Source organism: Pseudomonas sp. SAR267, from assembly GCF_052077595.1.
GTDB lineage: Bacteria > Pseudomonadota > Gammaproteobacteria > Pseudomonadales > Pseudomonadaceae > Aquipseudomonas > Aquipseudomonas vlassakiae.
On the sequence record NZ_JBQIHU010000001.1, the window covers coordinates 5,410,923 to 5,436,678 of the forward strand.

The 25,756-nt window shown below is 63.9% G+C and carries 26 protein-coding genes; 16 read left to right on the plus strand and 10 right to left on the minus strand.

Annotated features, from left to right (window positions below; genetic code table 11):
• Positions 1 to 70 precede the first annotated feature (70 nt).
• A complete protein-coding gene (locus ACTORR_RS25530; protein ID WP_313364259.1) occupies positions 71 to 433 on the minus strand; it encodes a response regulator in 363 nt (120 codons plus the stop codon).
• Between the two features lie 150 nt (positions 434 to 583).
• Here ACTORR_RS25530 and ACTORR_RS25535 point away from each other — a divergent pair, with 150 nt between their 5' ends.
• The gene (locus ACTORR_RS25535; protein ID WP_262110131.1) at positions 584 to 1,708 is read left to right on the plus strand and encodes a sensor histidine kinase; all 1,125 of its coding nucleotides are present in this window, start codon (positions 584 to 586) and stop codon (positions 1,706 to 1,708) included.
• A 17-nt stretch (positions 1,709 to 1,725) separates the two neighbouring features.
• On the opposite strand, the gene glsB is transcribed toward ACTORR_RS25535, so the two are convergent.
• Both glsB and ACTORR_RS25545 read right to left on the minus strand, forming a co-directional pair.
• Positions 1,726 to 2,634, minus strand: coding sequence for a glutaminase B (glsB, locus tag ACTORR_RS25540; RefSeq protein ID WP_441344015.1), 909 nt, complete (start codon positions 2,632 to 2,634; stop codon positions 1,726 to 1,728).
• 103 nt (positions 2,635 to 2,737) lie between these two features.
• Complete coding sequence (locus tag ACTORR_RS25545; protein ID WP_313364258.1) at positions 2,738 to 3,646, minus strand: LysR family transcriptional regulator; 909 nt, start codon at positions 3,644 to 3,646, stop codon at positions 2,738 to 2,740.
• Positions 3,647 to 3,769: 123 nt separating this feature from the next.
• On the opposite strand from ACTORR_RS25545, the gene ACTORR_RS25550 reads away from it, so the two are divergent.
• Positions 3,770 to 4,162: a RidA family protein gene (locus ACTORR_RS25550; RefSeq protein ID WP_313364257.1), complete on the plus strand. Its 393-nt coding sequence runs from the start codon at positions 3,770 to 3,772 to the stop codon at positions 4,160 to 4,162.
• A gap of 16 nt (positions 4,163 to 4,178) precedes the next feature.
• Here the strand turns inward: ACTORR_RS25550 and ACTORR_RS25555 are convergent, their stop codons facing one another.
• Complete coding sequence (locus tag ACTORR_RS25555; RefSeq protein WP_441344016.1) at positions 4,179 to 5,963, minus strand: IlvD/Edd family dehydratase; 1,785 nt, start codon at positions 5,961 to 5,963, stop codon at positions 4,179 to 4,181.
• A gap of 19 nt (positions 5,964 to 5,982) precedes the next feature.
• A complete protein-coding gene (locus ACTORR_RS25560; RefSeq protein ID WP_313364255.1) occupies positions 5,983 to 7,164 on the minus strand; it encodes a fumarylacetoacetate hydrolase family protein in 1,182 nt (393 codons plus the stop codon).
• Between the two features lie 115 nt (positions 7,165 to 7,279).
• Between ACTORR_RS25560 and ACTORR_RS25565 the strand changes: the two genes are divergently transcribed.
• From ACTORR_RS25565 to ACTORR_RS25575, 3 genes are all read left to right on the plus strand, one after another.
• Entirely contained in the window at positions 7,280 to 8,227 is a 948-nt protein-coding gene (locus ACTORR_RS25565) for a LysR family transcriptional regulator (RefSeq protein ID WP_262110135.1), read from the plus strand.
• A 98-nt stretch (positions 8,228 to 8,325) separates the two neighbouring features.
• Positions 8,326 to 9,909, plus strand: coding sequence for an aldehyde dehydrogenase (NADP(+)) (locus ACTORR_RS25570; RefSeq protein ID WP_313364253.1), 1,584 nt, complete (start codon positions 8,326 to 8,328; stop codon positions 9,907 to 9,909).
• A gap of 77 nt (positions 9,910 to 9,986) precedes the next feature.
• On the plus strand, positions 9,987 to 11,372 hold the full coding sequence (locus ACTORR_RS25575; RefSeq protein ID WP_054883333.1) for an MFS transporter: 1,386 nt from the start codon (positions 9,987 to 9,989) through the stop codon (positions 11,370 to 11,372).
• Positions 11,373 to 11,382: 10 nt separating this feature from the next.
• Here the strand turns inward: ACTORR_RS25575 and ACTORR_RS25580 are convergent, their stop codons facing one another.
• Positions 11,383 to 12,297, minus strand: coding sequence for a LysR family transcriptional regulator (locus ACTORR_RS25580; protein WP_313364252.1), 915 nt, complete (start codon positions 12,295 to 12,297; stop codon positions 11,383 to 11,385).
• Between the two features lie 182 nt (positions 12,298 to 12,479).
• Here ACTORR_RS25580 and ACTORR_RS25585 point away from each other — a divergent pair, with 182 nt between their 5' ends.
• From ACTORR_RS25585 to ACTORR_RS25605, 5 genes are all read left to right on the plus strand, one after another.
• Positions 12,480 to 13,817, plus strand: coding sequence for a nucleobase:cation symporter-2 family protein (locus ACTORR_RS25585; RefSeq protein ID WP_441344017.1), 1,338 nt, complete (start codon positions 12,480 to 12,482; stop codon positions 13,815 to 13,817).
• A gap of 61 nt (positions 13,818 to 13,878) precedes the next feature.
• Entirely contained in the window at positions 13,879 to 14,382 is a 504-nt protein-coding gene (locus ACTORR_RS25590) for a nucleoside deaminase (protein WP_262110143.1), read from the plus strand.
• Positions 14,379 to 14,729 carry a hydroxyisourate hydrolase gene (locus ACTORR_RS25595; RefSeq protein ID WP_054883329.1) on the plus strand — a complete coding sequence of 117 codons (351 nt, stop codon included), beginning with the start codon at positions 14,379 to 14,381 and terminating at the stop codon, positions 14,727 to 14,729. Before ACTORR_RS25590 ends, ACTORR_RS25595 begins: the two co-directional genes overlap by 4 nt.
• 120 nt (positions 14,730 to 14,849) lie before the next feature.
• On the plus strand, positions 14,850 to 15,374 hold the full coding sequence (locus tag ACTORR_RS25600) for a ProQ/FinO family protein (RefSeq protein WP_441344018.1): 525 nt from the start codon (positions 14,850 to 14,852) through the stop codon (positions 15,372 to 15,374).
• 252 nt (positions 15,375 to 15,626) lie between these two features.
• Complete coding sequence (locus tag ACTORR_RS25605) at positions 15,627 to 16,766, plus strand: glutathione-independent formaldehyde dehydrogenase (RefSeq protein WP_099814529.1); 1,140 nt, start codon at positions 15,627 to 15,629, stop codon at positions 16,764 to 16,766.
• Positions 16,767 to 16,776: 10 nt separating this feature from the next.
• Here ACTORR_RS25605 and ACTORR_RS25610 read toward each other — a convergent pair whose 3' ends face one another.
• Complete coding sequence (locus tag ACTORR_RS25610; protein ID WP_313364275.1) at positions 16,777 to 18,570, minus strand: glycoside hydrolase family 15 protein; 1,794 nt, start codon at positions 18,568 to 18,570, stop codon at positions 16,777 to 16,779.
• A gap of 168 nt (positions 18,571 to 18,738) precedes the next feature.
• Between ACTORR_RS25610 and ACTORR_RS25615 the strand changes: the two genes are divergently transcribed.
• Positions 18,739 to 18,900 carry a hypothetical protein gene (locus ACTORR_RS25615; RefSeq protein ID WP_313364249.1) on the plus strand — a complete coding sequence of 54 codons (162 nt, stop codon included), beginning with the start codon at positions 18,739 to 18,741 and terminating at the stop codon, positions 18,898 to 18,900.
• Positions 18,901 to 18,936: 36 nt separating this feature from the next.
• Positions 18,937 to 19,095, plus strand: a complete 159-nt coding sequence (locus tag ACTORR_RS25620; protein ID WP_178075564.1) for a hypothetical protein — start codon at positions 18,937 to 18,939, stop codon at positions 19,093 to 19,095.
• 64 nt (positions 19,096 to 19,159) lie between these two features.
• Here ACTORR_RS25620 and ACTORR_RS25625 read toward each other — a convergent pair whose 3' ends face one another.
• The gene (locus ACTORR_RS25625) at positions 19,160 to 19,369 is read right to left on the minus strand and encodes a general stress protein (protein WP_054883325.1); all 210 of its coding nucleotides are present in this window, start codon (positions 19,367 to 19,369) and stop codon (positions 19,160 to 19,162) included.
• 299 nt (positions 19,370 to 19,668) lie between these two features.
• Between ACTORR_RS25625 and ACTORR_RS25630 the strand changes: the two genes are divergently transcribed.
• The gene (locus ACTORR_RS25630) at positions 19,669 to 20,745 is read left to right on the plus strand and encodes a M28 family peptidase (protein WP_313364248.1); all 1,077 of its coding nucleotides are present in this window, start codon (positions 19,669 to 19,671) and stop codon (positions 20,743 to 20,745) included.
• Between the two features lie 94 nt (positions 20,746 to 20,839).
• Here the strand turns inward: ACTORR_RS25630 and ACTORR_RS25635 are convergent, their stop codons facing one another.
• Positions 20,840 to 21,058, minus strand: coding sequence for a hypothetical protein (locus tag ACTORR_RS25635; RefSeq protein ID WP_313364247.1), 219 nt, complete (start codon positions 21,056 to 21,058; stop codon positions 20,840 to 20,842).
• Between the two features lie 309 nt (positions 21,059 to 21,367).
• On the opposite strand from ACTORR_RS25635, the gene ACTORR_RS25640 reads away from it, so the two are divergent.
• Positions 21,368 to 21,721 carry a general stress protein gene (locus ACTORR_RS25640; RefSeq protein ID WP_054883322.1) on the plus strand — a complete coding sequence of 118 codons (354 nt, stop codon included), beginning with the start codon at positions 21,368 to 21,370 and terminating at the stop codon, positions 21,719 to 21,721.
• A gap of 61 nt (positions 21,722 to 21,782) precedes the next feature.
• Positions 21,783 to 22,658: a manganese catalase family protein gene (locus ACTORR_RS25645; protein ID WP_313364246.1), complete on the plus strand. Its 876-nt coding sequence runs from the start codon at positions 21,783 to 21,785 to the stop codon at positions 22,656 to 22,658.
• 41 nt (positions 22,659 to 22,699) lie between these two features.
• On the opposite strand, the gene ACTORR_RS25650 is transcribed toward ACTORR_RS25645, so the two are convergent.
• On the minus strand, positions 22,700 to 23,209 hold the full coding sequence (locus ACTORR_RS25650) for a ferritin-like domain-containing protein (protein ID WP_054883320.1): 510 nt from the start codon (positions 23,207 to 23,209) through the stop codon (positions 22,700 to 22,702).
• A 178-nt stretch (positions 23,210 to 23,387) separates the two neighbouring features.
• Between ACTORR_RS25650 and ACTORR_RS25655 the strand changes: the two genes are divergently transcribed.
• Positions 23,388 to 25,742 (plus strand): FdhF/YdeP family oxidoreductase, encoded by a 2,355-nt coding sequence (locus tag ACTORR_RS25655; RefSeq protein WP_441344019.1) that lies wholly within the window; start codon positions 23,388 to 23,390, stop codon positions 25,740 to 25,742.
• Positions 25,743 to 25,756 lie beyond the last annotated feature (14 nt).

A 25,756-nucleotide genomic window follows, 5' to 3' on the forward strand; every position in this document is an offset into this window, starting at 1 on the left:
TGGATGGCACGGGCTTCGCCCGTGTTCGCGGGCAAGCCCGTTCCCACAAGGATCGTGTCCGCAGTGGAGATCAGTGGGCGGGAAGCAGCTCTGCGATTGCGCTGTTGAGGATGTCCAGTGTGCAGGGTTTGCGGATGAAGCGCGCATTGGCCGGGAGAAAGCCGGGGGGGACGACGCTATGGCCCGAGACAATGATCACAGGCAGTTCGGGGTGTTCCGCCCAGATCGCTTTGGCCAGGCCCAGACCATCCATGTGCCCAGGCATGCGCACATCGGTAATCACCAGTGCCAGGTTTGGCAGGCGCGCCAAGGCCGCCAAGGCGTCATCGGCATTGGCGCAGTCGGTGACGCGGTGGCCGAAGTGCGTTACTGCTTCGCTCATCAACCACCGCAGGATGTCGTCATCTTCCACTACCAGTACATGGCTTTTCATCGCTTCCCCCTGTCCCTTGCCATCTAGATGCGGGTTATAACAAGGCGTTTCCGAAAGCTGACGGAAGGCGCTCAAGCGGTTTCTTTGCCCGTGGCAGTTCCTGGGCTAGTCTGGTTGGACGTTTGAACAGGGTGATGGGCGAGGATCGCAATGAGACTGTATGACTTCATCGAGAGCGACATGGAGAGCATTCTCCTGGCCTGGGAAGACTTTGCCCGCTCGGTCGAGACGGCTTTGCCCAAGCAGGATTCAGTCGGCCTCAGAAACCATTCGGAAAATATCCTGCGTACCGTTGCCGCCGACATGCGCACCGCTCAGACGGCCTATCAACAGGCCGAGAAAGCGCAAGGCCGGGCCCCTCAAAAGTCCAGCGACACGGCAGCTCAGTCCCATGCGGTGACGCGCCTGATTGCCGGTTTTTCCATGGACCAGATGGTCGCGGAGTACCGGGCCTTGCGCTCCAGCGTGCTTTCTTTATGGCTGGCACAAGAGACTTTGCAGGACGCGCATCACGTCCAGGACATGATCCGCTTCAACGAGGCGATAGACCAGGCCCTGGTCGAATCCATCGCAGCCTACGGCGCCGCTGTGGAATCTACCCGCAAGATGGTCCTGGCCGTGCTGGGTCATGATCTGCGCTCGCCGCTGGGCGCGGTGCTCATGGCCGGCGACCTCATCCTGCGCCAGGGCGCTTCAGACGAGAAGGTGAAGCTGCTGGCCTCTCAGGTATGTAACAGTGCCCGCCGTGCCAACAACATGGTCAACGACCTGCTGGACCTGGCGCGTTGCAACTTGGGCACGGGCATTCCGGTGCACCCGCAGCCGGTGGAGTTGAATGCGATCTGTCGTTCGGTCATCCAGGAGCTGCGTGCGGCCACCCCTGAGGCGACAATCGTATTGGAGGAGGCCGCGCCGATTACTGGCCAGTTTGATCCGGAACGCATGGCTCAGGTGTTCTCCAACCTGATCGGCAATGCCCTGCGCCATGGCGATTCGACGCTTCCCATCCGTGTCTCGCTGGCCCATGAGGCCGGTGTGCCACGCATTCGCGTGCACAATTCGGGAGAGCCGATTCCCGAGGCCGTGATGCCTTATCTGTTCAAACCCGAAGGTCGCTACTCCAGCTATGCGGAGGGCGAGCGGGGCTCAGCTGCCGGGCTTGGGCTGGGCCTGTTCATCGCGGCGGAGATCGTCGCCAGCCATGGCGGCAGGATCGAGGTCATGTCGACAGCGGAGCAGGGGACGCTATTCGAGGTCATCCTGTCTGACGCTTGACGAACCCGCTGCACGGGTCAGAACACCGACCACCCGATCCGCGCGCTGAGCAGCTCCAGTGCCGCCATCCCCGCCAGTGAATTACCCGCCGCATTCAGCTCCGGCGACCACACGCACACGGTGAATTGCCCCGGTACGATGGCCACGATCCCGCCACCCACGCCGCTCTTGCCGGGCAAGCCGACCCGGTAGGCGAAGTTGCCTGCCTCGTCGTAAAGTCCGCTGGTGGCCATGATCGAGTTCACCTGCTGGGTCTGGCGCCGGCTGAGGATCTGCTCGCCGCTGTGCTTGCAGAACCCGTCGTTGGCCAGGAAGCAGAAGGCCCGCGCCAGGTCCAGGCAGCTCATCTGCAGCGCGCAGTAGCTGAAGTAGCTGCGCAGCACCGTCTCGACTTCATTATGGAAGTTGCCGAACGACTGCATAAGGTAAGCCATGGCGGCGTTGCGCGCGCGGAACTGGTACTCCGAATCGGCGACCTTGGCATCGATGGCGATGTGCGGGTTGCCCGACAGCCGGCGGACGAAATCACGCATCGACAAGGTCGGCGCGGCAAAGCGCGACTGGTTGATATCGCAGATCACCAGCGCGCCCGCGTTGATGAACGGGTTGCGCGGGCGGCCACGCTCGAACTCCAGCTGCACCAGCGAGTTGAACGGCTGGCCGGAGGGCTCATGGCCCAGGCGCTCCCAGATGGCTTCGCCGGAGTGGCCGATCGCCTGGACCAGGCTGAACACCTTGGAAATACTCTGCACCGAGAACGGCACCAGGGCGTCGCCTGCGCAGTAGTAACTGCCGTCGTTGCCATATACGGCGATGCCCAGCTGATTGGCAGGCACGTCGGCTAGCGCCGGGATGTAGTCAGCCACTTTGCCCTTGCCGATCAAAGGGCGCACTTCGTCGAGAAACTCGTTCAACAGCGTTTGCATGGAAGGCCTTGTTATCAGTCCCCGGACGACCTCGAGGGGGTTGCGCTTGTGACGCAGATCGCACGGCAGAAATCACACGCGGATGCACAAATGGCACCGGTGATCATGGCCCGGCGTGCTCGGCCATCAGTTCCACGACCCAGTTGATGAATACCCGCAGCTTGGCGCTGACATGGCGGTTGGGCGGGAAGGCCAGGTACAGCGGCATCGGCGCCATCTTCCAGTCCTCGAACAGCGCCACCAGTTCGCCGCTGGCCAGGTGCGGCCTGGCCATGTAATGCGGCAGCCACAGCGCACCCAGGCCTGCGAGGCCGGCCGCGAGGTAGGCGTTGCCGTCGTCGACTGTCAGCATCGAACGGCCCTGGACCTCGACGCGCTCTTCGCCGCGCTGCATGACCAGTGGCAACGCCTTGCCGGTGCGAAACCACAGGTAACTGACCGTGCGCTGGCGGCCCTCTTCCAGTTGCCGTGGGTGCAGGGGCCGGCCAACCTCCTGCAGGTAACCCGGGGTCGCGTAGACGCCGAGCTTCAGGTCGGCCACATGTCGCGCCATCAGGGACTGGTCGGTGATCTCGCCCCCGCGCACCACGCAGTCGACGTTTTCTTCGATGATGTCGACGATGCGGTCGCTTGCACCCAACGTCAGCTGGATGTCCGGGTAGCGGGCATAAAAAGCGGGCAGGGCGGGAATCAGCAGCAGGCGCGCCAGCGGGCTGGGGACATCGACCCGCAAGCGCCCGCGTGGCGCTGCCGAAGCGCTGGACAAGCTGGTCTCGGCATCGTCGATATCTGCCAGCAGCCGCACGACGCGTTCGTAGTAGGCAGCGCCATCGGCGGTGACATTGACCTTGCGCGTGGTGCGGTTGAGCAGGCGCACGCGCAGCCGGGCCTCCAGTTGCTGCACCAGCTGGGTCATGCTGGTCTTGCTCATGCCCAGGGTGTCTGCGGCTTTGGTGAAGCTGCCGGTTTCCACCACGCGGGCGAAGGCCTGCATCGCATTGATACGGTCCATTTGAGGGCTCGATCAGGTCGGGATTATTTGGATTATACAAACAGTCATGACCAGTATTGCCCGTTTATCCGCGCAGGCGGCCTTTCTACAGTGGCTGCACCGTAACCCACCCGGAGTTTTGCCATGACCCCTCAACGCGATGCCGTCTTCCCGCCTGACCGCCACGCCTTGTATGACCTGCACCGTTACTCGCCAGCAATTCGCGCCAATGGTTTGCTGTTCGTGTCCGGCCAGGTGGGCAGCCGCAAGGATGGCTCGGCGGAGCCCGACCTGGCGGCGCAGGTGCGCCTGGCGTTTGCCAACCTCAACGCGATCCTGGCCGAGGCGGGCTGCAGCTTCGCCGATGTGATCGACACCACCCTGTTCATGATCGACCCCGACACCACCTTCGAAACCCTCTGGGCGGTCGCCGCCGAGTTCTGGGGCGAGGCCCCTTACCCGACGGTCACCGCGGTCGGGGTGACCTGGCTGGCAGGCTTCGACTTCGAGATCAAAGTCATTGCCAGGCTACCCTGATGCGCGGCCCTCACGCTCAGTGCGAATGCCGCGGCATCCCGCTTTCCCGGGCAATCACGCGCATGTGCAGCGTCGCCGGCTCCAGGCAGCCGCCGGTGGACAACTGCCCCACCAGCTGGCGGTAGAGTTCCTGCCAGGGCGTCTGCGAAGCCGGGATGTTCGGCTTCCAGGCGGCGCGGCGGCGTGCCACTTCTTCATCGTCCACCAGCAGGTCGACGCGGCGCTGGTTGAGGTCCACGCGCAGCCAGTCGTTGGTCTGCAACAGCGCCAGGCCGCCGCCGACCGCCGCTTCCGGTGACATGTTGAGGATCGACGGGCTGGCCGAGGTGCCGCTCTGGCGACCGTCGCCCAGGCACGGCAGCGAATCGATGCCTTGCTTGATCAGCGCGGCCGGGGGCGCCATGTTGACCACTTCGGCGCTGCCGGGGTAACCCACGGTACCGGCGCCGCGGATCACCAGGATGCAGCGCTCGTCGATGTCCAGCGATGGGTCGTCGATGCGCGCGTGGTAGTCCTCCGGGCCTTCGAACACGATGGCGCGGGCCTCGAAGCTGTTCTCCTTGCCAGGTTCGGCCAGGTAGGTCTTGCGGAAGGCCTCGCCAACCACCGACATCTTCATGATCGCGCTGTCGAAGAAGTTGCCGCTGAGCACGATGAACCCGGCATTGTGCTTGAGCGGCGCGTCGAACGGCAGGATCACCTCGCGGTTGCTGGTAACCGTATCGCTGACCACCTCGCCGATGGTCTTGCCGCTGACTGTGGCACAGGCCTCGTGCAGGCGGCCCGCCTTGCGCAGTTCATGCATCACCGCCGGCACGCCGCCAGCGCGGTGGAAGCCTTCGCCCAGGTATTTGCCGGCCGGCATGCAGTTGACCAGCAGCGGTACGTCTTCGCCGATGCGCTGCCAGTCGTCCAGCGACAGCTCGATGCCCATGTGCCGGGCGATGGCGATCAGGTGCGGCGGGCAGTTGCTCGAGGCGCCCAGTGCCGAAGCCACGGCAATGGCGTTTTCGAAGGCTTCGCGGGTCATGATCGACGACGGGCGCACATCCTGCAGCACCAGTTCGCAGATGCGCCTGCCGGTGGCGTAGGCCATCTGCCCGCGCTCGCGGTAGGGCGCGGGGATGCTGGCGCAGCCCGGCAGCGACATGCCCAGGGCCTCGGCCAGGGCGTTCATCGACAGCGCCGTGCCCATGGTGTTGCAGTGGCCCACCGACGGCGAGGCGGCGGTGGTCATTTCCATGAAGCCTTCATAGTCGATTTCGCCTGCGGCCATCAGGTTGCGGGCGTGCCACAGCACCGTGCCCGAGCCAATCAGCTGGCCTTTGTGATGCCCGTCGAGCATCGGCCCGCCCGACAGCACGATGGCCGGCAGGTCGGTGGTGGCTGCGGCCATCAGGCAGGCGGGGGTGGTCTTGTCACAGCCAGTGGTCAGCACCACGCCGTCCAGAGGGTAGCCGTGGAGGATCTCCACCAGCCCCAGGTAGGCCAGGTTGCGGTCCAGGGCGGCAGTGGGGCGGCGGCTCTGTTCGGCGATCGGGTGGACGGGGAATTCCATGGGGATGCCGCCGGCATCGCGGATCCCGGCCTTGACCCGCTGGGCCAGTTCGATGTGGTGGCGGTTGCACGGGGTGAGGTCGCTGCCGGTCTGGGCGATGCCGATGATCGGCCGCCCCGACTGCAGTTCGTCGCGGGTCAGGCCGTAGTTCATGTAACGCTCCACGTACAGCGCGGTCATGTCGGCGTGGCTCGGGTCGTCGAACCATTGCTGGCTGCGCGGGCGTTTGGCGGTATCGGTCATGTCATGCTCTCTTGTTGTTTTAGCGCTGCAGCAGGCCGCGGGCGGCCAGGTTGCGCATCATCGCGCCAAGGCCGAAGGTCCACGGCGCAGCCTGGTCGCTGGTGGTCACCTGGTTGTGCAGCTGGCCGAGCAGGGGGCTGGCGATGCGCACCCGGTCACCCGGTTTGTGGGTGAATCCCGCGCCCGGCTGGTCACGGTCTTCGATGGGGGCGAACAGCGTACCAAGGAACAGCAGGAAGCCGTCGGGGTATTGATGGTTGGCGTTGAGGGTCTGGCGCACCAGGTCTTCAGGGTCGCGGCTGATCTGGTCCATCGAGCTGCTGCCGACCAGGCGGTAGCCGCCCTCGCCCTGGACTTCCAGGTCGACCACGCAGTGGCGCACCGCGTCCAGGTCGAAGCTGTCGTCGAACAGGCGGATGAACGGGCCGACAGCGCACGAGGCGTTGTTGTCCTTGGCCTTGCTCAGCAGCAACGCACTGCGGCCTTCGAAATCGCGCAGGTTGACGTCGTTGCCCAAGGTGGCGCCGTGAATGCGTCCGCGGCTGTCCACGGCCAGCACCACTTCGGGCTCGGGGTTGTTCCATGCCGAGCCGGGGTGCACGCCGATCGCGCTGCCGCTGCCGACGGCCGCCAGTACCGGGGCCTTGGTGAACACTTCGGCATCGGGACCGATGCCCACCTCAAGGTACTGCGACCACATGCCTTGCTCGATCAGCAGGGCCTTGAGTGCCATCGCCTGTGGTGAGCCTGGGCGCACTGCCCGGAGGTTGTCGCCGATCACCGAATGCACGGTGGCACGCACCGCCTCCGCCTTGCTGGCATCACCGGCTGCCTGCTCTTCGATGACGCGCTCGATCATGCTGGCGGCGAAGGTCACCCCGGCCGCCTTGATCACTTGCAGGTCGACCGGGGCGAGCAGGTAGGGCTGCTGGGCGTCGAACGCTTCGCCGCTGTTGGCCAGCAACGCTTCGAGGCTGCCCAGGAAGCGGCCCGGGGTGCTGCGCACGGCGTGCAACGGGTCGTCGCTTTCCAGCAGCTGGCTCAGGGTGGCAAAGCGCTCGGACAGGTCGAACACACCGTCCGGGCGCACGGTGATCGGCGAGGGGCCGCCAGGTTCGCCCGGGGTCCAGGCGCGGCCGATCAGGGTGCCGGTCAGGCCGTCCGCAGGCAGCGTATTGGCGGGGGTGAGGGTCATCGGCATGGATCGCAATCTCTCGGAACGTGAGAGCTGCACGCTAGGCAAGCGGCGCGATAAACTCCAATGGCTTAATCTCACCATTCAATAACAAGCGGTTATCGCAGCGACAGGGGCGTGCATGTCGGACCTTTCCTTTTCCCACGTTTGCAACTGGCTCAAGTTCCGCCACCTGTTGCTGATCGAGACCCTCGGGCGCACGCACAACATGCACGTTGCGGCGCAGCAGATGAACCTGACCCAGCCGGCGATCAGCAAGATGCTCAAGGAAATCGAGCACTTGCTCGGCTTCGCCCTGTTCGAACGGCTGCCGCGCAGCATGCCGCCAACGGCGCTTGGCGAGCAGGTGCTGCGCTATGCCCAGGTGGCGTTGAACGATGCGCGCAACTTCGTCGACCAGATCGACAGCCTGCGCCAGGGCGGTCACGGGCAGTTGAAGGTAGGCGGCATTTTCGCCGCCACCGCCGTGGCGCTGCCCGATGCCATCGTCGCCATCAAGCAGCGCAAGCCGTTGCTGTCGATCGAAGTGGTGGAGCAGACCAGCGATCACCTGATGGCCATGCTCGAAGACAAGCAGCTGCACCTGGCCGTGGCGCGCTTCACCGACGCGTCCCAGCACCAGCGCTTCGACTTCCAGCCGCTGGCACCGGAACCGTTCTGCTTTGTGGTCAACGACCAGCACCCGCTGAGCGCTGCCGGGCCGGTGACCTTGCCGCAGCTGCTGGAGTGGCCGTGGATTCTCTACCCCAAGGGCACCCCGATTCGCGGGCGCATGGAGCGGGCCTTCGCCGAGGCGGGCGTGGCCGTGCCGCGCAATACCATCGACACCATCTCCATGCAGACCTTCCTCAAGGTGCTGCTGGGCGGGCCGATGATCGGCATGTTGCCCCAGGCGATGGTCGAGCCGCACCTGGCCAGCGGGGTGCTGGTCAACCTCGACACCCCGCTGCACCTGGCGCCGCAGGACTACGGCATCCTCACCCGCAAGGGCGAGCCGTTGAGCGGCGCGGCGCTGGAGTTCGCTGAGATCCTGCTGGCCCACGCGGGCCGAGGGGAAGGGGAGCGATAACGCACCGTTATCGGATGATCGATAAATGCCATTGGGAAAGCATCGCACAGCCGCCTAGATTAGCGACCCATGTCTTTCGCAATGCCGAGGAATCATCCATGACGTCCCACGCAGGCCAGCAATTCATCGGCGGGGTTCGCCCCGCCACCGGTCAGGCGGCCTTGTACAGTGTCGATGCACGTACCGGGCAGCCACTGCCAGGCGCGTTCTACCAGGCCAGCGACGAAGAAGTTGATGCCGCTGCCCTGGCCGCTGCAGCTGCCTACCCCGTGTACCGGGCCTTGCCCGCCGCTCGCCGCGCCGAATTTCTCGACGCCATCGCCGATGCCCTCGATGTCCTGGGTGACGACTTCATCGCTACCGTATGCCAGGAAACGGCCTTGCCGCCCGCCCGTATCCAGGGTGAGCGGGCGCGTACCAGCGGCCAGTTGAGGCTGTTCGCCACGGTGTTGCGCCGCGGTGACTTCCTCGGCGCGCGCATCGACCGTGCGCAGCCCCAGCGTGCCCCGCTGCCGCGCCTGGATATCCGCCAGTGCCGCATGGGCCTGGGGCCGGTCGCAGTGTTCGGCGCCAGCAACTTTCCCCTGGCGTTTTCCACGGCCGGTGGCGACACCGCTGCGGCGCTGGCCGCCGGCTGCCCGGTGGTGTTCAAGGCCCACAGCGGCCACATGGCCACGGCCCAGTGGGTGGCTGAGGCGATCGTCGCTGCCGCTGAGCGCTGTGCCATGCCGGCCGGGGTGTTCAACATGATCTACGGTGGCCGGGTCGGTGAGGCGCTGGTCAAGCACCCGGCCATCCAGGCCGTGGGCTTCACCGGTTCGCTCAAGGGCGGCCGCGCCCTGTGCGACATGGCGGCGGCGCGGCCGCAGCCGATTCCGGTGTTCGCCGAAATGAGCAGCATCAACCCGGTGCTGGTGCTGCCCGGGGCGCTGGCCGTGCGCGGCGAGGCCGTGGCCCGCGAGCTGGTCGCTTCGATGGTGCTCGGCTGCGGGCAGTTCTGTACCAACCCTGGCCTGGTGCTGGGGGTGCGCTCGCCAGCCTTCAGCGCCTTTGTCGAGCAGCTGGCTGCGCAAATCGCCGAGCAGCCACCACAGACCATGCTCAACGCCGGCACCCTGGCCAGCTATGCCCACGGCGTGGCCGCGCTCAAGGCGCAGGCCGGCGTGCGCTTGCTGGCTGGCGCCGAGCAGCAGGGCAACCAGGCCTGGCCGCAGCTGTTCCAGGCGGATGCCCAGCTGTTGCTGGCTGGCGAAGCGCTGCTGCAGGAGGAAATCTTCGGCCCGGCCACCGTGCTGGTCGAACTCGCCGACCAGGCCCAGTTGCTGGCCGCGCTGCAGGCGCTGGGCGGGCAACTGACCGCCACCTTGATCGGCGAGCCGGACGACCTGGCGCACGCCGCGCCGCTGGTGGCAGTGCTCGAACAGAAGGCCGGCCGCGTGTTGGTCAACGGCTACCCGACCGGCGTCGAGGTATGCGATGCCATGGTCCATGGCGGCCCGTTCCCGGCCACCTCCGACAGCCGTGGCACCTCGGTCGGCACCCTGGCGATCGACCGTTTCCTGCGCCCGGTGTGCTACCAGAACTTCCCCGACGCGTTGCTGCCCGAGGCGCTGCGCGATGCCAACCCGCTTGGTTTGCTGCGCCTGGTCGACGGCCAGCCCAGCCGTGACCCGATTCGCTGATTACCGCTGCTGATAATCACCCACCGGCTGCGCCTGCAGCGGTGGGCTTCCAATAACAACAATCAGGCATGCACGACATGCCACGAGGCTTGGCCATGGCTCATCCATCTACCGCCCCCACCGCCGATCAGGCGTTCGAAGACCGCACCTACCGCAAGGTCATCCTGCGTATCCTGCCGATCCTACTGCTGTGTTACATCGCCGCCTACCTGGACCGGGTCAATATCGGCTTTGCCAAGCTGAGCATGCTCGACGACCTGCAGTTCAGCAACACCGTCTACGCCCTGGGTGCCAGCGTGTTCTTCTGGGGCTACTTCCTGTTCGAGGTGCCGAGCAACCTGCTGCTGCATCGCTACGGCGCGCGCTTCTGGATCGCCCGGATCATGCTGAGCTGGGCGATCATCTCGATGGCGGTGGCGTTCACCCAGCCGTTGGCCGGGTTCTTCCACATCGAGTCCAGCACCATGTTCTACGTGCTGCGCTTCTTGCTGGGCATCTGCGAGGCCGGTTTCTTCCCCGGCGTGATCCTTTACCTCAACTACTGGTTCCCGACCCATCGGCAGAGCCGGGTCATGTCGGGTTTCCTCATGGCGATGCCGGTCAGCCTCACCCTCGGTGGGGTGCTGTCAGGCTGGCTGATGACGCGCCTGGATGGCTGGCATGACCTGGCCGGCTGGCAGTGGATGCTGCTGGTCGAGGGCGTGCCTTCGGTGATCATGGCCGTGGTGGTGTTCACCTGCCTGTGCGACAACATCGACAAGGCCACCTGGCTGTCGGCTGCGCAGAAGCAGTTGCTCAAGGCCAACCTGCAACAGGAAGCGGACGGCAAGGTCTCGCGGCTCGGTGAGGTGTTCTTCAACCCGCGGGTGTGGCTGCTGGTGTTGATCCTGCTGACCTTCAATACTGGCTTCTATGGCCTGGCGTTCTGGATGCCGTCGATCATCAAGAGCGCGGGCGTGACCAGCAGCCTGGAGATCGGCCTGCTGACCGCCATCCCTTACAGCGTGGCGATCGTGGCCATGTTCCTCAATGCGCGCCACTCCAACCGCACCGGCGAGCGCCGCTGGCATGCCGCGATCCCCGCTTTCATCGGCGGCTGCGGGCTGATCCTCAGCGCCGCGTTCGCCCATGACGTCACCCTGTCGATCCTGTTCCTGACCGTGGCCGCGTCGGGTGTGCTGAGCCTGATGCCGATCTTCTGGACCCTGCCGGGCACGGTGTTGTCCGGTGTCGCGGCGGCGGCGGGCATCGGCATGATCAATGCCATCGGCAACCTGTCGGGCTTCACCGGCTCGATGATCACGGCAATGGCGGAGAACCTGACCGGTAACATCAACGACGGCACCTACGTGTTGGGCCTGTGCCTGTTCGTCAGCGGTTTGCTGATCCTGGCGATCCCCGCCGCGATGCTCAAGCGTTCGGCTGCCGAGCCGCGCAAGCAGCTGGAGCTGGAGGCAGCCTGAGCGGCGCCAGTCACAGGGTGGTCGACTTGCCCATGCGGTCCAGCTCGAACACCTTGCTGCGTTGCAGGCACTCACGCAGGTAACGCGCCGCCGGGCCAGGCTGACGCTTGCGATGCCAAAGCAGGTCCACCCCCACCAGCCAGTCGGTGTGGGGGTAGGCCTCCAGTTGCAGCTCCACCAGCTGCCCGCTTTCCAGCTCGCGCTGCACCAACAGGCGCGGCAGGGTTGCCCAGCCAAGCCCGCCGCGGACCATCTCGACCAATGCCAGGTAACTCTCCGCCCGCCATAGTTGGCCGGCCCGCAGGTATTCGCTGCTGGGCAGCTTGTCGGCATGGGCGAAAAACGCCAGCCGGCGATGGGCGTTGAGGTCGGCGAAACTGACCGGTCCCTGCCGCGCCAAGGCGAATTGCGGGTGGCAGACGTGGGTCATGATCAGCTTGCCCAGCTGCTGGAAGGCCAGCTCCGGCGGGTAGCCGGGCTGGGCGAAACTCACCCCGAGGTCGGCCTCGCCGGTCAGGATCATTTCGCTGACGTCGCCGTGCAGCGGGTGGCGGATCGCCAGGTCGACAAACGGAAACGCCTCGTCGAAGCCTCTGAAGGGCGCTATCAGCGGGCCATAGGGCACCTCGATCGCCAGGGTCAGCGCGGCTTCCACCTGGCCTGCCAGGCTGTCGGCGCTGCCCTCCAGGGCGTAGCAGCGCTCAAGGATGCCCTCGGCACGCAGTAGCAGTTTATGGCCCGCCGCGGTCAAGGCCGGGATGCGGCTGGTGCGGTCGAACAGCTGCACGCCCAGGTCGGTTTCCAGGTTGCTGATGGCCGCGCTGACCGTCGACTGGGTGCGCCCCAGTCGTCGCGCTGCGGCAGAAAACGAGCCGGCCTGAACGGCGCTGACGAACACCTGCAACTGCTCCAGCGAAAAGCGCATCACCTGATCCTGTCCACGGGTCGATCCATCGATAGTAACGATGGTTAATCATTTGCTCCATCGGTGATTTCACAGGATTCTCCACCTCGACATCGGCGGCAGCTGCCACCCGTTCTCTGCGCTGCATGTCACTCCGGGCGCCTTCAACAATAAAAAGAGCCGCACTTCAGGAGATTCACGACATGAGCCAACCAGTTATCCATCCCGTGGACGAAATACTGCCTGCGCGGCAGCTGTTCAGCTTCGGCCTGCAGCATGTGCTGGTGATGTACGCCGGTGCCGTCGCCGTGCCACTGATTCTGGGCAGTGCCCTGGGGCTGACCCAGGCCCAGGTGGTGACCTTGATCAATGCCAACCTGCTCACCTCGGGTGTCGCCACCTTGCTGCAAACCCTCGGGCTGTGGCGTTTCGGCGCACGCCTGCCACTGATCCAGGGCTGCTCGTTCATTGCCCTGGCGCCGATGATCATGATCGGCAAAGAGTTCGGGCTACCTCACGTATTCGGTGCGGTGATCGCCGCCGGTGCGCTCACCATCGCCATCGCGCCGCTGTTCAGCCGCTTGCTGCGGTTCTTCCCGCCAGTGGTGATCGGCAGCCTGATCACCGTCATCGGCATTTCGCTGATGCCGGCTGCGGCCATCTGGCTTGGAGGAGGGCAGCCAGGCACTGCGGACTTCGGCAAGCCGGCCAACCTGATGCTGGGCGTGGCGACGGTGGCGATGACGCTGGTGATCCACGCCCGTTTTCGTGGCTTCATCGGCAACCTCAGCGTGCTCCTGGGGCTGATTGCCGGCAGCGTGCTGGCTGCGGCCTGCGGCATGACCGATTTCAGCCGAGTGGGCGATGCCGCGTGGTTCGAGCTCAGCGCGCCGATGGCGTTCGGCATGCCGCAGTTCGCCTTCACGCCCGTGCTGATCATGCTGCTGGCGATGCTGGTGATCATGGCCGAGACCACCGGCAACTGCCTGGCCATCGGCAAGCTGACCGGCAAGCCCACCGACCCGCACACCCTGGGCAACGCGTTTCGCGCCGATGGCCTGTCGACCATGCTGGGTGGCCTGTTCAACAGCTTCCCTTACAACGCGTTCACGCAGAACACCGGCCTGATCGCGCTTTCCGGGGTCAAGAGCCGCTTCGTGGTCGCCGCAGCGGGCGCCATCATGGTGTTGATGGGGCTGTTCCCCAAGCTGGGTGCGCTGATCGCCAGTGTGCCGACGCCAGTGCTCGGTGGCTGCGCCATCGTGATGTTCGGCATGACCACGGTGGCGGGCATCCAGGAACTGGCCCGTGTCCGTTTCGAAGGGACCCGCAACGGCCTGGTGGTGGCGGTCTCGGTCAGCATCGGTGTGTTGCCGATGTCGATGCCGGCGCTGTTCGAGCATGTCAGCGGCCCGCTGAAGCTGGTGCTGGAAAGCGGGATCTTCCTGGCTGCGGTCAGCGCGATTCTGCTCAACCTGCTGCTCAACCGTGCAGCCGCACCCCGCAGCCAGGACGCCATCGATACCCGCCTGGCCAAGTGAGCCTGCCTTTTCATGCGCGCCAGCCGGCGCGCTTTCACCTGCCGTACAAGGAGTAACCGCCATGACTTTCACCCGCTCCGGCGCCGAGCTTTCCGAGTTGGACCTGGCCCTGCTGCGCGAGTCGATCCGCCTGTCCGAGCAATCGCGCAAGGACGGCCGACACCCCTTTGCTGCCCTGGTGGCCGATGCGCAAGGGCAGATCATCGCCAGCGCCGGCAACAACTCCATGCCCCCGGAGGGCGACCCGACCCAGCATGCCGAGTTGGTCGCAGCGGCGCGTGCCGCCAGGCTGCTGACACCGGAACAACTCGCAGGCTGCACCTTGTACACCAGCGCCGAGCCCTGCTGCATGTGTGCTGGCGCGGTGTACTGGACCGGCATTGGCCGGGTGGTCTATGCCTTGTCGGAACATGCTTTGCTCGGGCTGACCGGTGCGCACCCGGAAAACCCCACGTTTTCGCTGCCGTGCCGCGAGGTGTTCGCCCGCGGTCAGCGCACGGTGCAGGTGCATGGCCCGCTGCTTGAGAACGAGGCGGCGACCGCCCACCAGGGGTTCTGGGCATGAACGGCGGCGTCTCCGTGCACGTGGTGGACATTGCCAGCGGGCGTGCCGCGCAAGGGCTGCGCCTGAGCATCGGCGTCGCGGGCGGCGCGCCGATCGCGCAGGGCATCATCGATGCGCGCGGCCAATGGGCGGGGCTGGCGGAGATGAACGCGCTGTTCGGGGCCGGCGTCTATGAAGTGCGTTTGCAGGTGGCCCGGTTTTATCGGGAAATGGGGACGCCGTTGCCTGAAATCCCCTTTATCGACGAACTCATCTACCGCTTCGGGATCGGTGATCCCCAGGCGCACTATCACTTGCCTTTCAAGCTCACCGCCTGGGGCGTCAGCTGCTTCCGGGGTGGCGCTTGACGCTGCGTCTGGCCATGCCTGGTGACTAAATCCGCAGCGATTCATCCTCTTTCTGCTGCTACCCGGCGCTGCATGGCTTATCCTTGCGCCACGCAATCAACGTAGAAGCAGTGAAATACGATGGGTTTTGAACAACTAGCTGAGTTACGTGACCGCCTGCGGTCTGAAAAAGAGCACCAGGCAAAGGCCGACGCCCCGCGCCCTGCCAAGCGCAAGCCCGCCTCGCAGGCCAAGGCGCGTGAGCAGGACCCGGCGGTGGAAGCGATCTGGCCACTGCAGAAGCATTTCCCGTTGGCTTTCCCGGTCAACCCGGCGCCCAAGGTGCCGCTCAAGGAGGGCATCTTCAAGGATGCCGAGCAACACCTGGAGCTGCTCGGCATCACGGTTGAGCAGCTCAAGCTGGGCATCTCGACCTGGTGCCGCGGCAACCGCTACTGGGCAAGCATGGTCGAAGGTGCTTCGCGCCTGGACTTGAATGGCCAGCCCGCAGGCGTTGTCACCGCCGGTCAGGCGCTGTACGCCAAGCAACAGGCGGCACGCCAGCGCGGCAAAGGCCGCAAGGACCGCGCCAAAGCCAAAGCCGCTGCCCCGGCCCCGGCCCCGGCCCCTGTCGCCGATACCGCAGTGGAACCGACTGCGGACTGAGCCACTTCGCGCTGGGCCCTGCGCCATCCAACCGGATGGCGCCTGGGCCTGCTCAAATGTGCGATCCCTGTGGAAGCGGCTTTTTCCCGCGAACACGGGCGCAGCCCGTGCCATCCCCCTGAAACCAGGGCGACAGCCATTAGTGCCACTGATCTGGCTTGTCACGCAGCGCACTGAACACCTGAACCTCAGCAGTTACCTCAACAGGGTAGGGCGCCTTTCGGTCGCCTCTGACATTCGGGAGTTCAACCTATGAAAGCCATCGTGTACAACGGCCCACGTGACGTCGCGGTCAAGGATGTGAAGGACGCGATGATCGAGAAGCCAACAGACGTGCTGGTACGCATTACCACCACCAACATTTGCGGTTCCGACCTCCACATGTATGAGGGGCGAACGTCATTCGAAACCGGGCGGGTATTCGGCCATGAAAACCTCGGCGAGGTGATCGAGGTAGGCGCCGGGGTCGACCGGGTCAAAGTCGGTGATCGCGTTTGCCTGCCATTCAATATCGGCTGCGGCTTCTGCGAAAACTGTGAAAAAGGGCTCACGGGATTTTGCCTGACCGCCAATCCGGGCACTGCCGGCGCTGCCTATGGTTTCGCCGACATGGGGCCTTATCAGGGTGGCCAGGCAGAGTTGCTGCGCGTGCCCTATGGAGATTTCAATTGCCTGGTCCTGCCGGAAGATGCCGAGGAGCGCGAAGATGACTACGTCATGCTCTCCGATATTTTCCCCACCGGTTGGCATGCCACAGAGCTGGCCGGCCTGCAGCCTGGCGAGAGCATCGCGATCTATGGTGCCGGGCCTGTCGGGCTGATGGCGGCGCATTCGGCCATCATCAAAGGTGCCTCTCAGGTGTTCGTGGTCGACAACCAGCCAGACCGCCTGCAGCTTGCCGCGCAGCTTGGGGCAACCCCCATCAACGCCGTGGAGCAGAAGGCCGTGGAAGAGATCCTCAACCTGACCCATGGCAGAGGCACCGACCGCGGGTGCGAGTGCGTCGGCTATCAGTGCTGTGACAAGCATGGGCATGAAGTGAACAACCTCACCATGAACAACCTGGTCGCTTCGACCAAGGCCACCGGTGGCATAGGTGTCGTGGGCGTGTTCGTGCCGCAAGACCCTGGTGCGAAAAACGACTTGGCGAAAGAGGGCAAGATGGCCTTCGATTTCGGCGCGTTCTGGTTCAAAGGCCAGCAGATCCGCACCGGCCAGGCGAATGTGAAGGCGTACAATCGCCGTCTTGCAGCGCTTATCCACCATGGGCGGGCCAAGCCCTCGCAGATTATTTCTCACCGCCTGAGGCTTGCTGAAGGCCCGCAGGCCTACCAGCATTTCGATGCAAGGGATGATGGCTGGACGAAGGTGGTGCTCAAGCCAGCGGCTTGAGCCGAGGGCATCATCGTTCAGGGCGATAGCCACCGATGGCCAACGCTGCCCGCAGCGCGGCCAGGTGGCTCAGGCCCTGCGGCAGGTTGCCTAGGTACTGTCCATTCTTTGGGTCGACCATCTCCGAGTAGATGCCCACCCCCTGCGACAGTGCGCCCAACGCTTTGCCATAGGCCGCCTCGGCTCGCGCTTGCTGGCCGAGGATGGCCCAGGCCTCGATCACCCAGAACGTGCAGGCCAGAAAACAACCTTCCTCCTCCTTGGCCTGGCTGTAGCGGTAGTGGAATGGGCCGGCACCCAACTCCTCCTGTACCGCCTCCAGGGTGCTGCGTAGCCGTTCCACGCTGGGGTAACCGAAGCGCACCGCCAGTGCCAGCGAAGCGTCCAGCCGATCACTGCCTGGGTAGAACAGGTACGCCTGATGTGCCTCGCTCCAGCAGTGGGCTTCAATCCATGCCTGAACGCGTTGCCGCTCGCGATCCCAGCGTTCCCGGCAGGTGGTGGGCAGGTGGCCGCCATCGGCCAGCTCGATGGCCCGGCTCAAGGCTTGCCAGCAGCTGATCTTGGACATCGTGTAATGCTGCTTGTCCGGCAGTTCCCAGATACCGGCGTCTTGCTGTCTCCAGCCGTCGGCGCACTGGTCGGCCAGTGCCGACAGGATCATGGCGCTGGGCGAGTCGAGAATGTTGCCGCAGTCGATGAAGCAGCGGGCAGTTTCGAAAATATCGCCGAATACGCCATGTTGCAGCTGGTCACGGGCATCGTTGCCGACCACGGGCGGCGAGTGCTTGTAGCCGGGGAGGTCGACCGGGCGCACGCAAGCACCGATTGCCCCGTCCAGGGTATAGAACACCCGTGGCCCGTGTTCATCCAGCCGACGCAGCAACCAGCTGAAGGCGGCCTTGGCTTCTGGCTGCGCACCGATGCTCAGAAACGCTTCGATGGTGTAGCCGGCATCACGGATCCAGGCGAACCGGTAGTCGTAGTTCTTGTTGCCACCGATGCGTTCAGGAAGCGATGAGGTGGCTGCCGCCATGATCGAGCCACTGGGCGAGGACAGCAGCAGCTTGAGTGCCAGCGCGTTGCGCACGACCAGCGGTTTGTACGGGCCATCGTAGACCAGGCTCCTGGACCATTGGCACCACTCCCGGTGCGAGCCATCGATGCGTTCATCGATCAAGGCTAATGGCGGTACTACCAGTGGCTCATCACGCCCGGCGATGATCGCGACCACTGTGCGCTGCCCCGCGGCAACGCTGAGCGAGGCCCGCACGCCCAGGTCGTCCTTGCGCTTGACCTGTACCTGGTGATCATGCAGGAACATGCCGAGTATGCGGCCTGCATGGAACACGCATGCGTTGTCATTCGGTGCCAGGTAGGGGCTGACCGTATCGGCCTGGGTGCCGAAATCGATGGCGATGTGCAAGTCCATCTGCCCTTCGATGCCTTCGATGCGCCTGGCCAGTTCGGCCCAGGGCAACCGGCCGGCAGGGCCGCTGTTCAGGGACTCGGTAAGGCGGGCGCGACCCTCATCGGTGATGAAGGTGGTTTCGAGCACATTGCTGTCGGGCAGGTAGCGGCGCTCGGCAACGAACGGCGCGCTGGGGGTAATCGAGAAGTAGCCGCCCGTTTGCGGGGCCAGCAGCTTGTCGAACAGGGGCGGGGAGTCCATATGGGGGACGCACCACCAGTCGATGGAGCCGTCCAGGCCGATGAGTGCAACGGAGCGTCCATCGCCCAGCGCGCCGTATTCTTCCAGGGGTAGCCAGCCCCCTTCGTCCCGCTGAGGCGCACCGTATTGCATCCCCTCGATCGGTTGTCTTTCCATCGGCATGCCTGCGAGAGCTCGTGTTCTGTGTGGGACATACCGATTGCGCGCCAAGTTCGTTTATCCGCCGTTCCCATACCTCGCCTGAACTTTGCGCCTCACGCCGGCTTCCCTTTTGTAATGAGTAAAAACGAGGAGTGCGACATGACCAAACAAGCCCAACCGCAGCAGCCAGGCGCGCAAACAAAGGTTAGTGGCGAACAGGAGCGGGATAACGATGCCCGTCGGCCCGATGGCTCGACCGGTACATCGCATGACTCCACTGCTCAGAAAACGGCGCGTGGCCACGGGCGACAGAAGCGCTGAGTTTCATCCCCACCATGCCGACCTGGAGGCTTTGCCATGCAACCCAAGACTGAAGGGCTCGAAGAGCACGGCCCAAGTGGTGTGCCTTTCATCAACGATCCGGAAAAACCCACTTCACCGCCGCTGAATGACGCCGATGCCACCGATGCCGCAGAGGCTGAGGAAGACATCGGCGACGATGGCCAATCGCTCTGAGCGCGGTGCAAAAAAATGCCGGGGCGATGCCTCGCCCCGGCACATTCAGCAAAGGCCGATGCCCTTAGCTGTTGCGACCGCCGCCGTGGCTGTTCTGTCCGCCTTTACGGCCAGCCTCCGATGCGCGTTCGCGGTCGTTGGCAAAGTTGCCGCCGGAAGCCTGGCCGCCCTTGCGGCCTGCCTCGGATGCTTTCTCCCGGTCATTGGCAAAATTGCCTGGGTTGTTCTGTGCGGTACCGCCTTGATGCCCACGGTTGCTTTGATTGTTAGCCATGATCTTTCACCTCATGTGGCACACAGGAAAGTCTGTGTTCAACTCCGACGCTTCGGCAGGGGGCAATGCTCCCGCTAATTCGCCGTTGCCGGACGAAATGCATGAAAGGACCCGAGTTGGAGTTAATCGCGCCGCAGAGCCTGGGCAGCCAGTATCTGCAATCTGTTTTATCAGCGTCCCGGCCTTTGTCAGTTCAAAAACTGGTCATCCCCGTTGGCTCGCCACGCTGGCAGGACGCAACTGAACGTGGCGTACGACGTTCAGGTCAACCGCTAGCGATCAGCAGAGGAGGATGACCGTTGGACATTGAAGCGTTGCTGACTGAGTTGCTGAACGCCCGTGGCCCGGGCGGCCAGGAAGATGAAGTTCGGGCCATCTGCCTGCGAGCGTTGGAAGACGTGTGCGACGAGGCCTATGTCGACAGGGCCGGGAATGTGATCGGGGTCGTTCGAGCGTCTCGTGCCTGTGACCCTGATGCAGCCATCCGGGTCATGGCTCACCTTGATGAGATCGCCATGATCGTCAAGAACGTTCGTGCTGACGGCACCTTGGAAGTCCTGGCCCTGGGCGGGGCGCAGCCCATCAGTTTTGGCGTCTGTCCTGTCGATATCCTGGGCGATGAAAAGACCCTGCCAGGTGTTCTGTCTTACGGCTCGATGCATAACAGCGGTCGTACTTCGAACGGGCGAGATGTGCTGGCAGGCAATGTTCAGTGGAAGGATGTCTACGTCGTTACCCGCACCTCAAAAGCCGAGCTGGAGCAAGCAGGCGTGCGGCCTGGCACGCGTGTGGTGCTCAGCCAGCATTGGCGCAAACCCTTCCGGGTCAATGACTGTATCGCGGCTCATTTCCTCGATGACCGGGCGCCGTTGACGGCGGTGATCCACTGCGCACGGCTGCTGCACCAGAGAAGGCAACAGCTGCGGCAAGACGTCTGGTTCGTCCTGACCACCCTGGAGGAGGAGTCCAATGCCGGCGCCCTGTACGCGGCTTCCAGGCTGCCAGGCGAAACCACCATCGCGGTCGAGGTGGGGCCGGTGCTGGAAGAATACGGTACGCAGCTCTCGGTCAACCCGATCATCAATACCGGCGACCAGAAGGGCTACTACAGCCGCACCGTCGTTCAGGCGTTGATCGCCGCCAGCCGGCGAGCAGGTTATGCGCCGCAGTCGGCACTGCTGGTGGATTTTGCCTCCGACGCCAGTGCGGTGCTGAGCACGGGCATTGATGCCCAGGCGGGTTGCATCGCTATTCCCACTGAAAACACCCACGGTTTCGAGATGGTGCCGGTGGAGGGTATTTCGGCGTGCGCTGCGACGCTGGTGGAGTATCTGGCAGGCTCGACGGCTGGCGGTCCGCAACGGACAACAGCGTGAGCCTGGCTCAGACCGACGTCACAACGAAGCTATCTCAACGAAGCTATCTCAACGTAGCTATCCGTTCGGACATCACGGCCGTGCCGGTAGCCCGTCACGGCTGCTGGTAATGCCTTGGCGATGTGCCGGGCTCATGGTCATGTTCAAGACGCTGAACCTGAACATCAGTGAAGGATGACGCCTCGTTGCGGTGCAGGCCCTGCAGATAATCGCGGGCAGCTTCGCGACTGAGGTCTTCCTGCTCACTGCGCAACTCGCACGTGCCGGGTTGGTTGTCGAGGATGTAGCTGATCAAGTACAGGTAGCTGGCCATGTCGAATGTCCCTTTGCAGATAGATAGTGGCGCGAACCTTCTGGTTGATCGTGGCGCAGTCGCATCCGTTCACCCCGGTTGATGGTCGGCTGTAATGCCGCAGTTGGTCGTGGCCATGGCATTGAGAGTCGCCTTTATCGGCACTGCGAATACCCAAGCACCAGCAGCCTTTTGCCAAAAATAGAGGCGTGCGTTGATTAGCGCGTTTCGTCCGCCTTTTCGAAATTCAATGCACGATGCGGCGCTTGGTACCGGTCACTGATAAACACAGATCTTCCTGTGTGTACCTACCGACATGAGGTGTCAATCATGGCTAGCAATCAGGACAACCGCGGTAATCAAGGCGGCAACGCAAACACCAATCCTGGCAATTTCGCCAACGACCGGGAAAAGGCTTCCGAAGCCGGGCACAAAGGCGGCCAGGCGTCAGGCGGCAACTTCAAGAACGATCCGGAACGCGCCTCTGAAGCAGGCCACAAAGGGGGGCAGGCCTCGGGAGGCAATTTCAAGAACGACCCTGAGCGTGCCTCCGAAGCGGGCCATAAAGGTGGCCAGGCGTCAGGGGGCAATTTCGCCAATGACCGCGAAAAGGCTTCCGAAGCCGGCCGTGTAGGTGGCCAGCACAGCCACGGCGGCGGTCGCAAGAGTGATGACAACCGCTGATCATCCATGAAAGTGCAGGGGGCAGCCCAGCTGCCCTCGGCGCACTGATGAGGACCTGCTTATGTTCATGCATAACAAGCGATTGCAATACACCGTGCGCGTGGCACAACCCAACCCCGGCCTGGCTAATCTGCTCCTTGAACAGTTCGGCGGGCCGCAGGGCGAACTGGCCGCCGCGATGCGCTACTTCACCCAGGCGGTCAGTGAGGATGACGCAGGACGCAAGGACATGCTCTACGACATTGCCACCGAAGAGCTCAGCCACCTGGAGATCATCGGCTCGATTGTGGTGATGCTCAACAAAGGCGCCAAGGGCAGCCTGGCCGAAGGCGTGGAGGCCGAGGGCGAGCTGTACCGCTCGCTGACCGGCGCCGGCAATGACTCCCATGTCACCAGCCTGCTATACGGTGCCGGTGCCCCGTTGGTCAATTCCGCCGGGGTACCTTGGAGCGCGGCCTATATCGACACCATTGGCGAACCGACGGCCGACTTGCGCTCGAACATTGCCGCCGAGGCGCGCGCCAAGATCGTCTATGAACGGCTGATCAATGTCACCGATGATCCCGGCATCAAGGATGCCCTGGGCTTCTTGATGAGCCGCGAGATCGCCCACCAGATGTCGTTCGAAAAAGCACTGCACGCTATCCAGCCAAACTTCCCGCAAGGCAAGTTGCCCGGCGACCCTGAGCTCAATCGCACGTATTTCAACCTGTCCCAGGGCGGGGAGATGCGTGGGGCCTGGAATGAAGGGCAGGACTGGATTTACGTCGATGAGCCGCGTCCCGCTGTGGATGGTGGCGATGGCTCGGCCAGTGTCCAGCTAGATGAACGCGGCGCAGACACCCTCGCAGCCATGAAGCTGCGTACCCAGTCGGCCCCGGATGCGCAACCTCTGACCGGAGCGGAACTCGGCAAAGTGAACAGTGGGCAGCAATGAGAAATGCCCGCGCCGGAGTTCGTCCGGCGCGGGATGCGTATTCAGCGCTTGGCTTCTGCATCAGGGTCGGCCGAGCGGGCCAGGAATGCGCGGGTTACTTCCGGCAGATGCGCCTTGAGCCATTCGGCCATGGCGACTTCTTCCTTGAGGATCGAACGACAGGCTTGCGCCGTCGCGCTGTCGCCGGCCGCTTCGGCGGCTTCTATGAGCACCGTGTAGGAGGCAATCTCCAGGTTTTCGAACACATAGCCTGCCATCGCCCCTTTGACCACTTCATCGCTCATGGTCATCCCGCCGACCGCCTGCCCGAACGCCATGAGCTTGCCCGCCAGATCCTTCAAGGTCGAGGTGCTGCCGCCCAGGCGCTCGATGCATTCGACCAGCACGCGCTGCTGCCCTTGAGTCTCTTCGATGTGTTTGACGATGCGGCCTTTGAGCTCGGGGTAATGTTCCAGCCGCTCTGCCTGTCCCTTTAGCATGCTCTCGGCCTGTTGCTCCATTGCATGGGCGTCACGCAGCCAGTCGAGCAGGTTTTCTTTCGCACTTGCCATGATCAGTACCTCGCATCCAGTGATAGGTATCTGTTGGGAGAGCGTTCAGCGGCGCCGCGCTCAGTTCAATCGACGAATGGGGCATGGGCAGAAGCGGATTCCACCGGGCAGCAGCGCCGAACTTAAGGTAGGCGTCGTACTCGTAACGTTTAGATACATATAACGAGACGAGGTCGGCATGAGGATGATCCACGGCACTTCGCATTTTCGACCTTATACCTCTGCGTCGGGAGGCTGGGGGTCTGCCCATTCGGTGCTGAACATCCTCTGGCGCGAGCAGACCCTGATCAACGGCACGCGTGCGTTGACCAAACAGAACAAGCCCAAAGGTTTCGCCTGTGTCAGTTGTGCATGGGCCAAGCCTGGCGATCCCCACGCGTTGGGATTTTGCGAAAACGGCGCCAAGGCGACGGCGTGGGAATTGACCGCGTTGCGCAGCTCACCCGAGTTCTTCACGGCGCATTCGCTCAGCGAATTGCGTGGCTGGACGGATTACCAGCTGGAGCAGCACGGCCGTCTTACCCATCCGCTGCGGTATGACAAGCACACCGATCGGTATGTGGTGACGACCTGGGGGGAGGCTACCGAGGCAATCGCCACGCAACTGCGTGCGCTGAGCCCCGACGAGGTGGTGTTCTATGCGTCAGGGCGCGCATCGCTCGAGACATCATTCATCTACCAGCTGTTTGCCCGTGCCTATGGCACCAACAACCTTCCCGACAGTTCCAACATGTGCCACGAAAGCACGTCGGTGGGCTTGCAGGAAAGCATTGGCGTGCCGGTGGGCACGGTCACACTGGCCGATTTCGAACACACCGATTGCATCTTTTTCTTCGGGCAGAACGTCGGCAGCAACAGCCCACGCATGCTTCATCCGCTTCAAGAGGTGCGCAAGCGCAACGTTCCGATCATTACCTTCAACCCGATCCGGGAGCGGGGACTGGAGCGCTTCGTCAATCCCCAGTCCCCCACTGAAATGCTCGGTCCGAAATCCACGGCCATCAGCACCCAATATCACCAGGTCGCCATCGGCGGCGACACCGCTGCCGTCATGGGCATTGCCAAGGCCCTGCTGGAGATGGAGGACCGGTCGAAAATCAACGGCGAGCCGCCAGTGCTGGATCACGCTTTCCTCGCGCAACATACCGAGGGCCTGGTCGACTTCATGGAACAGGTGCGGGGCTATGCATGGGCTGAGCTGGAGCACCGGTCCGGCCTGAGCCGCAGCGCGATGGAGGCCGCCGCCACGGTGTATGCGCGCAGCGAGAAGGTGATGATCGTCTATGGCATGGGCATGACCCAACACCGGCACGGCGTAGGTAACGTGCAAATGCTGGTCAACTTGCTGTTGTTGCGCGGCAATATCGGCAAGCCGGGAGCCGGTATCTGCCCGGTTAGGGGGCACTCCAATGTGCAGGGCCAGCGCACCGTAGGGATCACCGAAGACCCGGCAAAGGTGCCCAAGGACAAGATCGAGGCACTGTTCGGCTTCAAGGTCCCTGAGCACAAAGGCCTGACCACGGTCGAGGCCTGCGAGGGCATTCTCAATGGCAGTGTGAAGGGGTTCATCGGGCTTGGCGGCAACTTTCTGCGCGCGGTGCCCGACACAAGTCGAATGGAGCCTGCGTGGGCGGGGCTTGGTCTGAGCGTGCAGATCGCCACCAAGCTCAATCGCACGCACCTGGTACCCGCTGAACACACCTGGCTGCTGCCCTGCCTGGGCAGGATCGAAATCGACCGCCAGGGTGGCATCGAGCAGACGTACACCACTGAAGACAGTACCGGTTGCGTTCACGCCTGGCGTGGCACTGCAGAACCGGCAGGGGAGCAGTTGCGCTCGGAACTGGCGATTGTCGCCGCCTTGGCCGACGCCACGCTGGGCGACGCCGTCGCCATACCCTGGCTGCACTGGAGCCAGGACTACGCACGCGTTCGCCAGGCCATCAGCGAAGTCTATCCGGACATCTTCCATGACTTTGAAACACGCATGTGGGAGCCCGGTGGGTTTCATCGGCCCTTGGGTGCGGCGCAGCGCCAATGGGCCACGCCGTCGGGCAAGGCCCGGTTCATTACGCCCGCATCGCTGGACGAGGATGATGATGTCCTGACCGGGGAGGCGGGCCGCAATGTCCTGCAACTGATGACGCTGCGCAGCAATGACCAGTTCAACACAACGGTGTACGGCTACGATGATCGCTTCAGGGGCGTGAAGGGCACGCGCAAAGTGGTGTTCCTCAACCGCAACGATATCGTACGCCTGGGCTTCGTGCCGGGCGGCTGGGTGCGCTTGCGCACGGCCATTGAACCGGCTGTGCGGCGTGAGGCAGGGCCTTTCCAGATCATCGCCTACGACATCCCGGAAGGGTGCGCTGCGTCTTACTACCCGGAGTCCAATGCGCTCGTCCCGCTATGGCACCACGCCAGACGCAGCAAGGTACCGGCCGCGAAATCGGTGCCCGTGATCTTGATCGCTGCGCAGCCAGATGCCGATGATCTCGAGCATGCCGTGCCCGCAACTGACCAGGTCGTGTAGCGGGTCGTCGAGCA